At 71.4% G+C, this 12,765-nt stretch carries 9 protein-coding genes; 5 read left to right on the forward strand and 4 right to left on the reverse strand.

What is annotated here, in order from left to right:
• The first annotated feature begins 51 nt into the window (after window positions 1-51).
• Window positions 52-1,542: a M28 family metallopeptidase gene (locus OG730_RS27430; RefSeq protein WP_327306736.1), complete on the forward strand. Its 1,491-nt coding sequence runs from the start codon at window positions 52-54 to the stop codon at window positions 1,540-1,542.
• 100 nt (window positions 1,543-1,642) lie between these two features.
• On the opposite strand, the gene OG730_RS27435 is transcribed toward OG730_RS27430, so the two are convergent.
• Together OG730_RS27435 and OG730_RS27440 are read right to left on the reverse strand one after the other, a co-directional pair.
• Window positions 1,643-4,975: a S8 family serine peptidase gene (locus OG730_RS27435; RefSeq protein ID WP_327306737.1), complete on the reverse strand. Its 3,333-nt coding sequence runs from the start codon at window positions 4,973-4,975 to the stop codon at window positions 1,643-1,645.
• Window positions 4,976-5,309: 334 nt separating this feature from the next.
• A complete protein-coding gene (locus OG730_RS27440; protein WP_327306738.1) occupies window positions 5,310-5,870 on the reverse strand; it encodes a CGNR zinc finger domain-containing protein in 561 nt (186 codons plus the stop codon).
• A gap of 119 nt (window positions 5,871-5,989) precedes the next feature.
• Here OG730_RS27440 and OG730_RS27445 point away from each other — a divergent pair, with 119 nt between their 5' ends.
• Together OG730_RS27445 and OG730_RS27450 are read left to right on the forward strand one after the other, a co-directional pair.
• Window positions 5,990-6,448, forward strand: coding sequence for a VOC family protein (locus OG730_RS27445; RefSeq protein ID WP_327306739.1), 459 nt, complete (start codon window positions 5,990-5,992; stop codon window positions 6,446-6,448).
• Window positions 6,448-7,353 carry a pyridoxamine 5'-phosphate oxidase family protein gene (locus OG730_RS27450; protein WP_327306740.1) on the forward strand — a complete coding sequence of 302 codons (906 nt, stop codon included), beginning with the start codon at window positions 6,448-6,450 and terminating at the stop codon, window positions 7,351-7,353. Before OG730_RS27445 ends, OG730_RS27450 begins: the two co-directional genes overlap by 1 nt.
• A gap of 56 nt (window positions 7,354-7,409) precedes the next feature.
• Here the strand turns inward: OG730_RS27450 and OG730_RS27455 are convergent, their stop codons facing one another.
• Together OG730_RS27455 and pepN are read right to left on the reverse strand one after the other, a co-directional pair.
• A complete protein-coding gene (locus OG730_RS27455; protein WP_327306741.1) occupies window positions 7,410-8,369 on the reverse strand; it encodes a putative endonuclease domain-containing protein in 960 nt (319 codons plus the stop codon).
• Window positions 8,370-8,640: 271 nt separating this feature from the next.
• Window positions 8,641-11,196, reverse strand: a complete 2,556-nt coding sequence (gene pepN / locus OG730_RS27460) for an aminopeptidase N (RefSeq protein WP_327306742.1) — start codon at window positions 11,194-11,196, stop codon at window positions 8,641-8,643.
• A gap of 110 nt (window positions 11,197-11,306) precedes the next feature.
• Here pepN and OG730_RS27465 point away from each other — a divergent pair, with 110 nt between their 5' ends.
• The gene (locus tag OG730_RS27465) at window positions 11,307-11,954 is read left to right on the forward strand and encodes a mycothiol-dependent nitroreductase Rv2466c family protein (RefSeq protein WP_327306743.1); all 648 of its coding nucleotides are present in this window, start codon (window positions 11,307-11,309) and stop codon (window positions 11,952-11,954) included.
• A gap of 68 nt (window positions 11,955-12,022) precedes the next feature.
• Window positions 12,023-12,730 (forward strand): hypothetical protein, encoded by a 708-nt coding sequence (locus OG730_RS27470; protein WP_327306744.1) that lies wholly within the window; start codon window positions 12,023-12,025, stop codon window positions 12,728-12,730.
• Window positions 12,731-12,765: the final 35 nt, after the last annotated feature.

Consider the following 12,765-nt stretch of genomic DNA (forward strand, 5'->3'; position numbering starts at 1 on the left):
CGTCCGCAATCCGGACGTGCGTTCCGCACTTCGAACTCGGGGAGAACTACCGTGCGCGCCATCCGCCACCGCCGCCGGTCCATACCGGCGCTCGCCGCCCTCGCGGCCGCCGCCGTCGCGGCACCCGTCCTGCTGGCCGCCGCGCCGGCCTCCGCCCACCCGAGCGAGGGCCGCCTCGCCAAGGAGCTGGTGGAGGAGGTCACCGCCCGCGGCGCCTACCGCCACCTGGCGAAGTTCCAGCAGATCGCCGACGCCAACGGCGGCAACCGCGCCGCCGGCACCCCCGGCCACGCGGCCTCCGCCGCCTACGTGCACGACACGCTGAAGAAGGCCGGGTACGCGGTTTCGTACCAGGACTTCGACATCTACGACGCGCACACGAAGACGGAGAGGACCACCGTCCTGAGCGGCGCGGACCCCCGCGAGCTGGCCACCGCCGCCTTCACCTTCACCAAGTCCACCCCGGTCGGCGGCCTGACCGCCGCGCTGGCCCTGGCCCGGGTCGACGAGAGCCCCGGCTGCACCGCCGACGACTATCCGGCCGGCGCCTTCACCGGGAAGATCGCCCTGGTCAAGCGCGGCACCTGCACCTTCGTGGAGAAGCAGCGGGCGGCCGCCGAGGCGGGCGCCCTCGGCGTGATCGTCTACAACCACAGCGGTACCACCCCGGTCCGCGGCTCGTTCTCCTCGCCCGCGGAGGGGATCATCCCGAGCGCCGGGATCACCCTCGCCGACGGTGAGGCGCTGACCGCCGCCGCCGCGAAGGGGGAGGTGACCGTCCGCCTGGACCTGGACCAGGAGCACGTGAAGAAGACCACCCGCAACGTGATCGCCGAGACCCGGGGCGGCCGCGCCGACCGCGTGGTCACCGTCGGCTCCCACCTGGACTCGGTCCCCGAGGGCCCGGGCATCAACGACAACGGCTCCGGCTCGGCCGGCCTGCTGGAGGTGGCCCTCAAGCTCGCGGACGAGGGCGCCAACAAGAAGGGCAGGGGCAAGCAGACCGCCAACAAGGTCCGCTTCGCCTGGTGGTCGGCGGAGGAGCTGGGCCTGCTGGGCTCCGAGCACTACGTGGCGCAGCTGTCCGAGCAGCAGAAGAAGAACATCGCCCTCTACCTGAACTTCGACATGATCGCCTCGCCGAACCCGGCGCAGTTCGTCTACGACGGCGACGACTCGGACAAGACCGGCGAGGGCGCCGGCCCGGCCGGCTCGGCGCAGATCGAGGCGCTGATCAACGGCTTCCTCGACAAGAAGCACAAGCCGCACGAGGGAAGCGACTTCGACGGCCGCTCCGACTACGGCCCCTTCATCGCGAACGGCATCCCGGCCGGCGGCACCTTCACCGGGGCCGAGGGCATCAAGACGCCGGAGCAGGCCGAGCGGTACGGCGGCACGGCCGGGGCCCCGTACGACCCGAACTACCACGGGGCGGGGGACACCTTGAAGAACATCGACCTGAAGGCCTTCGACACCAACCTGGACGTGATCGCCCACGCGGTGGGCACGTACGCACAGGACCTGGGCTCGCTGGGGAAGTAGCCGACCCGAGGGGGAAGCCGGATGGGGGACCGGCGGGGGAAACAGGCGGGGGCGGTGCTCTGACGAGCACCGCCCCCGCCGCGTTCAGGCTCCTACCGGGTTACGGGAGGACCTTCTCGATCTGCACGCTGCCGGTGCCGGCGGCGGTGCCGCGGGCGTTGAGCAGCTTGACCTCGCCGAAGAACTGGCGGCCTTCCGGAGCGGCGCTGTTGACCAGCACGTTCGCGGAGACGGTGGCCGAAGCGCCGTTGGCGAGGTTGACCGCGGCGGCCTCGTCGACCTGGACGGTGCCCAGGGCGGCCGAGTAGTAGACGTCGCGGTAGTCGTACGTGGTGGAGCCGGACGGGATCGCGTAGCCGAACACCTCGATGGTGTAGGTGCCCGCGGCCGGGTTGAGGAGGCTCACGGCCTCCTCGGAGTCGCCGTCGGCGGAGGTGCCGACCTTGACGCCGTCCTTGTACACGTCCAGGTCGAGGTCGGCGGCGGCGTCGGAGACGTTGCCGATCGCGATGTCGAGGCGGGAGACGCCCTCGCCGATCGTGACCTCGCTGGTGTGGGTCTCACCGGCGGCGATGGTCGGCTTGGCGACCTTCGCGGAGCCGAGCGCGCCACCCTGGAGCTTGCCGCCGGTGATGGCGGCCCCGTCGTTCTTGACGGTCCACTGGACCGGCGCCGGGGTGCCCTGCTTGACCTCGGGCAGGACCTGGACCGCGGGGTCGAAGGCCGCGCCGAGCACGGAGACGTCCAGCTTGAACGGGTTGTCGAGCAGCGGCGACGTGCGGCGCGACTCGACCTCGATCTCCCAGACGCCCGGCTGCGGGTTCGGGTACGAACGCAGGTCGGGGCGGCACAGGTTGGCCGGGTTGTCGTAGTTCGGGTAGCACTGGGTCGTCGCGCTGTCCTCGACGCCCACGCCGTACGGGTGGATCGAGATGAAGCGCGTCTGGCTGTTCGCCGCGAGTCCGCCGAGGGCGACCTCGAGGGTCTTCGCGCCCGCCGGGACGGTCACGAAGTACGACTTGTGGCTGTTGCGCTGCACGGACGAGGTGTTCGAGTAGCTGTAAGCGGGCTTCGCCAGCGGGGTCGAGACGACGACCGTGGAGAGGATCTGCTTGTCGACGCCCTCGGTGAAGGGGTCGTCGAGCTGCAGGATGCCGCTGTGGACGCCGGCCGTGGTGGCCTTGGCCTCGACCTTGATGGTGACGGGCTTGTTCAGCGGCAGCGTGACGTAGTCGTAGCCGCCGATGACCTTGAAGGTCCCGTCGTTGTTGCGCCAGCTGAGCTGGTGCGGGGTGCCGTACTTGACGCCCGTGGTGCGGGTGACGACGACGTCGTAGACCTTCTTCTGGCCGACCTTCAGGCCGCCCTCGCGGTCATAGACGCCGGTGCCGAAGCCCGGGGTCTTCAGGAACTGGTCGATCGCGGTGTCGACCGGAGCCTTGACGGTGAACTCGTTGGCCTTCGCGCCGCGCTGGATGGACTCCCACGCGCCGGGGATGTTGATCAGGCCCGCGCCCTGGGCGTGCGCCGGAACGTCATCGATCTTCTTCGCGCTGCTGGTGAGCGCGATGCGCAGGGCCGCCGGAGTGAGGGCGATCTTCTGCTGCTTGGCGGCCGAGATCAGCAGGGCGCTGGCGCCCGCCGCCTGCGGCGAGGACATCGAGGTGCCCTGGAGCATGCCGTAACCGGCCGGCAGGTTGTAGCCGGCCTCCTTCACCGGTGCACCGGGCAGCCAGGTCTGGATGGTGTTGATCGACGCGCCGGGGGCGGTGATCGTCGGCGTGAAGCCGCCGTCCTCACGCGGACCGCGGGAGGAGAAGGGGAACATGTTGTACTTCTTGGTCACGCCGGAGCCGTAGTTGGCCGCCCAGGTCTCCTTGGAGACCGCCGCACCCACGGAGATGACCTTGTCCGCGAGACCGGGGTCGCCGATGGTGTTGATGCCGGGGCCCTCGTTGCCCGCCGAGATGACGAGCTGGACACCGTAGGTGTCGATGAGGTTCTTGTAGAGCTCGGAGCGCGCGTTGTTGCCGTCGTTCAGGGCCGGCAGGCCACCGATCGACATGTTGACGATGTCCACGCCACGGTTGACGACGAGGTCGATCATGCCCTCGGTCAGCGCGATGTTGGTGCAGCCGCCGGACCAGGAGCAGGCGCGCGAGGAGACGACCTTGGCGCCGGGCGCCTCGCCGTTCATCGCGCCGCCGAACAGGCCGTTGGCGGCGGTGATGCCCGCGACGTGCGTACCGTGCTCGGACTCGATGATGCCGACGTTGACGAAGTCGGCCTTCTTGCCGACCCAGTCGCCGCCCAGCGGGTCCATGGGGACGTCCTTGCGGATCTCGATCACGAACGGGATGCGCTCGGCGACCTCGGTCGCCGGGTTGTCCGTGCCGAAGTAGCCGATCTGGTAGCCGTCCTTGTACGGCTTCATCGGCTCGTTGTTCGTGAAGTCGTTGTCCTGGTCGGTGTCGACGCGGACGGTCCCGGCGACCGGGTCGTAGAGCAGGCCGAACCGGTCGGTGGTGTCCCCGTCCCGGTTGACGTCGCCCTTCATGTCACCGGTGGCGGTGATCGACTCGGTGAAGCGGCTCCACTGGAACGAGCCCTCCGGAGCCTTCCAGCTCCCGCCGCCCGCGGTGAAGGTGCCACCGGCGACGGGGGTGATCTGCGCGCGCCAGGTGGCGTCGCCGTCGGCGAGCGGGTCGGTCGCGGTGACCCAGTCGACGATCTTGCGCTCGCCGGTGGTGGTCTTCTGGAGCGCGGGGTGACCGAGGTCGACACCCGAGTCCAGAACACCGATGGTCACGCCGCGGCCGTCGGCCTTGGGGTTCTTCTTGAGGAAGTCCAGCGCACCCGTCTCGAAGGACGGGTTGTACGGGTTCTTCGCCGGGGTGTTCTTGTCCGGGCCGGGGTAGGTCTCGGCGGCGGTCCGCTTCACCGTCCCCGTCTCGCGGTCCGCGTCCGGACGGGGGTCCGGCAGCTGGATCTCGTGCCGCAGGTCGATGCCGTGCACGGTGGACAGCTTGGCGGCCGCCTTCAGCGCGGCCTCCGCCTTGTCGGTCGGCAGGGTGGCCCGCACGTAGCCGAGCTTGTCGTACGTCTGGCCCACGGAGGCGCCCTGGACGTCGTCGAGCTGCTTGGCCACCTGCTGGGTCTCGCCGGGGGCCGTCGCGACCATGACCGTGACGGTCTTCTCGCCCTTGGTCTTGGCTTCCTGAAGCAGTTCGGCGTCGGCCGATCCGAGCTTCTCGTCGGCCGACTTCACCGCGGGGTTGGGCGCGGGGGTATTCGTGCCGGTCGCCGCGAAGACGGGCATGGCACCGGTGGCCGCGAGAGCGGCGACCAGGCCGGCCGCGGCCGCGACGCGCGCGGCGCGTCGGGCCCCGGGTATGGCGCCGTCTTTGGAACGAGCGGGGGAGTCGAGGGTCATCAGCATCCCTGGCTAAGTGAAAGGTACGGTCCGGATTTCGGTGCCGGATGACCGGTCAGCCTCGCGTAAGTGACAGCTCTTTGGGGAGAGTTGTCACGGACCGATACCTGCCATGGCGGACTCCCGCCAGCTCGGGGCATACGCCAGTGGGCCCGTACCGGGGTGAACGGGTACGAACCTTCGGGCGCGGAGATGGATTTGTAGACTTCCCGACCGTGCGCCAGGGGTGCGACGTGTCTCCGTCTCGGATCGGGTGTGACAACTTCTGGCTCTCCGACGCACGCGCACGTGCGCGAGGCGTCAGGGAGCTGTCCGGCGCGACGGCGCCGGACGGTCAGCGCTCGCGCGTGCGGGCGTAGTGGCGGGAGGCCTTCGCCCGGTTTCCGCAGGCCGACATCGAGCACCAGCGCCGGGTGCCGTTGCGCGAGGTGTCGTGGAAGCGCAGTACGCAGGTCTCGGAGGCGCACTTGCGGATCCGGGCGGGGTCGGAGCCCAGCAGTTCCAGGTAGTCGCGGGCGGCCGTCCAGGCCGGACCCCAGGTCGGGTCGTCGAACTCGGTCCGCTCACCGGGTCCTTCGGCGGTCAGGGTCGCCCGGATCCGGCCGTGCTCCAGGACGGCGTCGACCAGGGCGCGGGCGCTCTCGTCGGCCGGGTCCGCGACCGCGCGGGCCAGTGCCTCGCGGGCGGTGAGCAGGTGGACCAGGGTCGAGGCGTCGGCGCGGAAACGGCCGGCCAGCCCGGCGCTCTCCAGCCAGAGCGCGAGCCCTTCGACGCGGCTGAGCCCGAAGGCTCCGGCGAAGAGGTCGAGCGGTTCGCCCTCCTGGACCCACCGGGTGTTGATCAGGTCCAGGGAGACCGGTTCCCCGGTCAGGGGTCGTGGGTCCGCCGTCGTCATGTCCGCCTCCTCATGGCTCTAACCCCTCAAGGGTACGTGAGCGGTTGACTCCCCGGCTTCTAACCCTTAATCTCGATTTAGAAGGTTAGAAATTAGGTAGTTCTGGGGAAGGAACCGTTGTGACGACCGTCATCAGCAAGCTGCGCACCGGCCACGTGGGCCTGAACGTCACGGACCTCGCCCGGTCGCTCGTCTTCTACCGGGACGGCCTCGGCTTCGAGCTGCTCGGCGAGGGCGAGGAGGAGGACCGGCGATTCGCCTTCCTCGGCCAGGACGGCGAGCTCGTGCTGACGCTGTGGCAGCAGGCCGAGGGGGCCTACGCACCCGGCGCGGCCGGACTGCACCACCTCGCGCTCTCCGCGGACGCCATCGAGGAGGTCAGGGCGTACGAGGAGCGGCTGCGCGGCCTGGGCGTCGACTTCGCCTACGAAGGGGTCGTCCCCCACGGCGAAGGCGCGTCCTCGGGCGGGATCTTCTTCCACGACCCCGACGGAACCCGTCTGGAGATCTCCGTGCCGAGCGGCGCCGAAGGCGCCGAGGCTCCCACCACAGGGGCCCCGACCTGCGGGTTCTTCTAATGTCCGGGTATCACTGGGGCTCGCTGGCCATCCAGGAGCGGGTCGGTGTCCGGGAGCACGCCGTGCACGTCGGGCAGTCCGTCACCCCGCACATCAAGGACGTGGCCGCGGCCTTCCTGGCGCAGCAGCCGCACCTGGTCGTCGGCGCGGCCGATGCCGGAGGGCTGGTCTGGGCCTCACTGCTGACCGGCGCCCCCGGCTTCGTACGGGCCACCGGGCCGGACCGGATCGCGGTCACCGGCGGGGTCCCCGGGGGCGATCCGCTCGCGGAGGCGCTGGCCACCGCCGGCACCCGGGTCGGAACCATCTCCCTCGACCCGCGCACCCGGCGCCGGATGCGGCTGGGCGGAACCCTGGAGGTGACCCCCGGCGGATTCGCGCTGGCGGCCGAACGGGTCTTCGCCAACTGCCCCAAGTACCTCCAGAAGCGGCAGCCTGTCCAGCTCGCCGCCGAAGGAGCCGGTGTCGTGCGGCGCGGGGACGCGCTCACCCCCGACCAGGAACGGGCCGTCCGCGCCGCCGACACCTTCTTCGTCGCCACCTCCGCGGGGGCGGACGGGGCCGACGCGAGCCACCGGGGCGGGATGCCGGGCTTCGTCGAGGTGCTGTCCCCGACCGAACTGGCCTGGCCGGACTACGCCGGCAACGCGATGTTCCTGACCCTGGGGAACCTGCTGGCCGACCCGCGGGCCGGACTGCTGTTCCCCGACTGGGAGAGCGGGGCGCTGCTCCAGCTCAGCGGGCGGGCGGAGCCCGAGTTCGGGGCGGGCGGGGAGCGGCGGGTCCGCTTCCGGATCGAGTCGGTGGTGGAGAGCGTGCACCCGGGACGGCTGCTGTGGAGCGCCCCGGAGTACTCGCCGGCCAATCCGGCGCTGCCCGCGCCGCCTTGGCAGCCTGCGCGGTAGCGGCAGGGCCCGCAGGGCCCGCACCTGGACCCTCGTCCGGGCCTTGACCGGGGCCTTCACCGGGGCAGGACGACGAGGTAGGCGGCGGGCTCGCGGTCGGCGGACGCCGTCAGGGCGGCCCGTACGACCGCCGCCTGCTGCTCGGGCCAGTCGCGGAGCTTGCGCGGGGTGATGTGCAGGACGGTCACCCCGCACCGCTCCAGGGTCTCCCGCTTGCGGACGGACTCCTCCCACGCCTCGTCCTCGCCCTGGCGCGGGGCCCGGGTGTCGATCTCCAGGGCCACCGCCTGCTCCGGCCAGTACGCGTCGACCCCGCCCAGGTGCGGGCCGCCGGGCAGCCGCAGGTCCACGTTCCAGACGGGCTCGGGGAGCTCGTAGCCCCGTACGAGCTGGTACAGCCGGTCCTCGGCGATGGCCCGGCCCTCGGCGAGCAGCGATTCGACGGCGTCCACCACGTGCGGGCGGTTCAGCAGCCGGGCCACTGTCAGCTCCCGCACCACGGCGGCCGGTTCGCAGTGCCCGCCGCGGACGGCTTCGCTGAGCAGGCGGCGGACCGTACCGGCGTCGGAGAGGTGGGCGACGGCGTCGGCGACGGCGCGGGCCACGGGGGCGACGGGCAGTCCGGTGATCTCCACCGGCCGGGGCGGGGTGTGCGCCCGCACGATGCGGACCTGTCCGGCGGAACGCAGCCGGCGGGTGTTCGGGACGAGCACGTCGATCTGCGGGAGGCCGAGCAGGGCGGGGGCGGAGGAGAACCGGTACAGGGCGAGGGCGGCCAGCCCCGTGATCATGACCTCGTCCCCGCGGCGTCCCGCGTACAGGAGCGCCGCGTGCAGCCGCTCCTCGCTCGTCGCGGGCCCGGAATGGAGCAGGAACACCCCCGGCAGGATCTGCTGCCAGGACCGCTCGGCGGCGTCGGAGGCGGAGACCCCGTGCTCACGGAGCTGGGTCAGCGACAGCACGCGGGGGCGGTTGTCGGTGAGGTGGGCGAGGGGGAGGGGTGCGTTGTGGTTCATGACGCTGAGATTCCCTCAGGCCATGGCCTCGCTAACCCCTGTTACACATCCGTCGGCAAATCGGGACAAGCTGGGGCTAAAGTACGGACGTTCGACTGCCGATGGCATAGGCCGCTGACCAGCCCGGGCACCGGTCTTCGGGGCCCAAACGACGGCGAGGCCGGAAAATCCAGCCCCGCCGGCGTTTGAGCCGCGGGGTCTGGGGGCGGAGCCCCAGGGAACGGTGGAAGGGCGGGTAGGGGACAGCCCCGCGGGGTCAGCCCCGGTAGTGCTAGCCCGCCGCCACGTCACACGCCTGCGCACGCAGCGCCCGCGCCAGGTCGTCCCGCGACTCAAGGACCAGCCGCCGCAGCGCGGGCGCGGCACCCGCGTGGGCGTCGAGCCACGCGTCCGTCGCGTCGAGCGTCGCCTGCGAGTCCTGCAGCGACGGGTACAGCCCCCGCACCACGTCCATGCCGATCTGGATCGACCGGTCGGCCCAGATCCGCTCGATGGCGGCGAAGTAGGGCTTCGTGTACGGGGCGAGCAAGCCCCGCTGCGACGGCCGCTGCATCCCCGCGATCGTCGCCTCGACCAGCGCGTTCGACAGCGCGTCCGATTCCACCACCGCGGCCCACGCCTGGTCCTTGACCGCCGCCGACGGCCGCGCCGCCAGGCACCGGACCTGGTGCCGCTTGCCCGACGCCGTGTCGTCCCGCGCCAGTTCCGCCGCGATGACCTCCTCGCCGATCGCCCCGTGCGCGGCCAGCGGCAGCAGGAAGTCCCAGCGCAGCTCCTGGTCCACCTCCAGCCCGTCGATCCGCGCCGAACCCTCCAGCAGCCCCAGCAGCAGCTGGAAGTCGCCCTCGGTCGCCGCGCCCGCCGCGAAGAAGCGGGCCCAGGTGAGCTGGTGCTCCGACCCCGGCTCCGCGAACCGCAGTTCCTGCAGCGCGCACGCCGCGAGCACCTTGCCGCCCTGCTCCCGCCAGTCGGGCGCCGCGTAGTTGCCGACCGCGGTCAGCACCTGAGCGTGCAGCATCTGCAGCACGCCCACGTCCGTCTCCCGGCCCGCGTGGGCCACCACGAGCGAGACGAAGTCCCGCGCCGGCATCAGCCCGTCGCGCGTCAGGTTCCACAGCGCCGACCAGCACAGCGCGCGGCTCAGCGGGTCCGTCACCGAGCCCAGGTGCGAGCGCAGCGAGGCCAGCGAGGCCTCGTCGAAGCGGATCTTGCAGTACGTCAGGTCCTCGTCGTTGACGAGCACCAGGGCGGGCTTCTCCTGCCCCGCCAGCTCGGCGACGACCGTCCGCGCCCCCGCGACGTCCGCCTCGGAGCGTGCGTAGCGCACCAGCGCACCGTCCGGGTCCAGCCGGTACAGGCCCACCGCGACCCGGTGCGGACGCAGCTCGGCGCCGTCCTGGACCACCGCCAGCTCGGTGATCCGGCCGCCCGCGTCACAGGTCACCACCGGGGTCAGCGCGTTCACGCCGGCCGTCTGCAGCCAGGCCCGCGACCATTCGGCCATGTCCCGCCCGGAGACCTCCGCGAGCACCGACAGCAGGTCGTCCAGGGTGGTGTTCCCGTAGGCGTTCGCCTTGAAGTAGCGCCGCGCCCCTTCCAGGAAGGCGTCCCGGCCCACGTACGCCACGAGCTGCTTGAGCACCGCCGCGCCCTTGGCGTAGGTGATGCCGTCGAAGTTCAGCTTCGCGTCCTCCAGGTCACGGATGTCGGCCGTGATCGGGTGCGTGGACGGCAGCTGGTCGGCCCGGTAGGCCCACGCCTTGCGGCTGTTGGCGAAGGTGACCCAGGCCTGGTCGAAGCGGGTGGCCTCGACCAGTCCGAAGGAGCCCATGAAGTCCGCGAAGGACTCCTTCAGCCACAGGTCGTCCCACCACTTCATGGTGACCAGGTCGCCGAACCACATGTGCGCCATCTCGTGCAGGATCGTGTTCGCGCGCCGCTCGTACGAGGCCTGCGTGACCTTCCCGCGGAAGATGTACTCCTCCCGGAAGGTCACCATCCCCGGGTTCTCCATCGCGCCCAGGTTGTACTCCGGCACGAAGGCCTGGTCGTACTTCCCGAAGGGGTACGGGTAGTCGAAGATCTCGTGGAAGAGGTCGAAGCCCTGCTTCGTGACGAGGAACACGTCGTCCGCGTCGAAGTGCTTGGCCAGCCCCTTGCGGCAGATCGCGCCCAGCGGGATGGTCAGGTCCCCGCGGGTGTAGGAGTCCGTGACGTAGTGGTACGGCCCCGCCACCACGCACGTGATGTACGTGGAGATCGGCGCGGTTTCCGCGAAGCGCCGGGTCTGCCCCTCGCGGGACTCCTCGACCCCGTTGCTCCAGACCCGCCAGCCCTCGGGCGCGGTCACCTCGAAGCGGTACGGGGCCTTGAGGTCGGGCTGCTCGAAGTTCGCGTACACCCGGCGGGCGTCGGCCGGCTCGTACTGCGTGTAGAGGTAGACCTCGCCGTCCTCCGGGTCCACGAAGCGGTGCATGCCCTCGCCGGTCCGGCTGTACGCGCAGTCGGCGTCGACCACGAGCACGTTGTCGGAAGCCAGCCCGTCCAGGGCGATCCGCGCGCCGTCGAAGACGACGGCCGGGTCCAGCGGGAGCCCGTTGAGGGTCACGGCGTTGACCCGGGGCGCGAGGAGGTCCGCGAAGCTCGATGCCCCCGGAGCGGCGGCGCGGAAGCGGACGGTGGTCACCGAACGGAAGGTCCTGGGGCCGTCGGCCGGTTCGGCCTCGTCCACCGCGGACCTCAAGTCGAGGACCACCTCGTACCCGTCGACGGACAGCAGCTCGGCCCGCTCGCGGGCCTCGTCACGGGACAGATTCTCTCCGGGCACGTGCACTCCTTCGTGCGTGATCGCGATACCTGACAGAATCCTCCCACGGGGGAATGCGTGTGCGGTCGGAGCGGTTGGGCAGGGAGGAACGTTCCGATCTGAGGAGAGACATGGCTGATACCCAGGTGCGCGAGAAGACCGCTGTCGACTTCTGGTTCGACCCGCTCTGCCCCTGGGCCTGGATGACGTCCCGCTGGATGCTGGAGGTCGAGAAGGTCCGTGACGTGGAGGTCCGCTGGCACGTGATGAGCCTCGCGGTCCTGAACGAGAACAAGCTCGACGAACTGCCCGAGCGCTACCGCGAACTGCTCGGCCCCAAGGGCTGGGCCCCGGTGCGCGTGGTCGTCGCCGCCCAGCAGAAGTTCGGCGACGAGGTCACCGGCAAGCTCTACACCGCTCTCGGCACCCGCTTCCACAACCAGGCGACGGGCCCGACCCGCGAGGCGATCGCCGAGGCCCTGGACGAGGTGGGCCTGCCCGCCGAGCTGATCCACTACGCGGACTCCGACGAGTACGACGAGGTCCTGCGCGACTCCCACAACGACGGCATCAACCGCGTCGGCCAGGAGGTCGGCACCCCGGTCATCTCGGTGCCCGGCGCCGACGGCGGAGAGGTCGCCTTCTTCGGCCCGGTCGTCACCCCCGCGCCGCGCGGCGAGGCCGCCGCCCGCCTCTGGGACGGCACCCTGCTCGTCGCCTCCACCCCCGGCTTCTACGAGATCAAGCGCACCCGCACGCAGGGCCCGATCTTCGACTGACCCGACCGACCCCGCCGGCCCGACCGCCCCGACTAGCAGGGGTCCGGTTCCTCCCTTAACGTCCCCCTATGGGGACTAGCCCGACACGGGAGGAACCGCTCGGCCGCAGCGGCGGACGGGCGGAGCCCGCGATACCGAACGACAACGCCGCACACGCCAGCCTGCCCGCACGCCCCCGAGACCGGGTGCTGCGGGCAGCTTGCGTCGCGGTGCCCCCGCTGTGGTCGGCCCTCGGGGTCCGCCAGGCCGCCGGCACCTTGCGCCACTACCTCCGGGGCACGGGCCGCCCGTACCGGGTCGACGCGCGGGCCCTGCTCGCCGTGCCCGCCGTACGGGAGGACGTGGACCGGCGCCTGCGCGAGTGGCGGGAGGCCGCGCGGGTGCTCGGCGAGCCCGGCGCGTACGCGGCGGACAGCGGCTGGCGCGGGGTGCTGATCACCCGGCGCGCCCGCGAGGGCGGCAGCGCGGACTGGTGGCTGGCGCTGCGCGGGGCCCAGTACCGGATCAGCGGCACGGTACGGGTCCACGAGGACGGCTCCGTGGTGAGCGACTACCGTTTCCAGGTGCACAAGAGCTGGAACTTCGACCGCGGGGAGTCGGAGTTCGGCGTCCCCTTCACTCCGTTCGCGCGGCTCCACGAGACCGGTCTGGCGCGGGAGTTCACGGTGGTCGGCGAGGTGGACGGCCTGGTGGATGCCCAGGGAGGCACAGGAGGCCCCCGCGAGTCACGTCCTCGCGGGGGCCTTCTGGTGGACACGCCCGCAAGTGAAGGTTGAGAAGACGATCACGAGGCGGACGGGCTGAGGTGGCG

This window comes from Streptomyces sp. NBC_01298 (assembly GCF_035978755.1).
Taxonomy (GTDB): Bacteria; Actinomycetota; Actinomycetes; order Streptomycetales; family Streptomycetaceae; genus Streptomyces.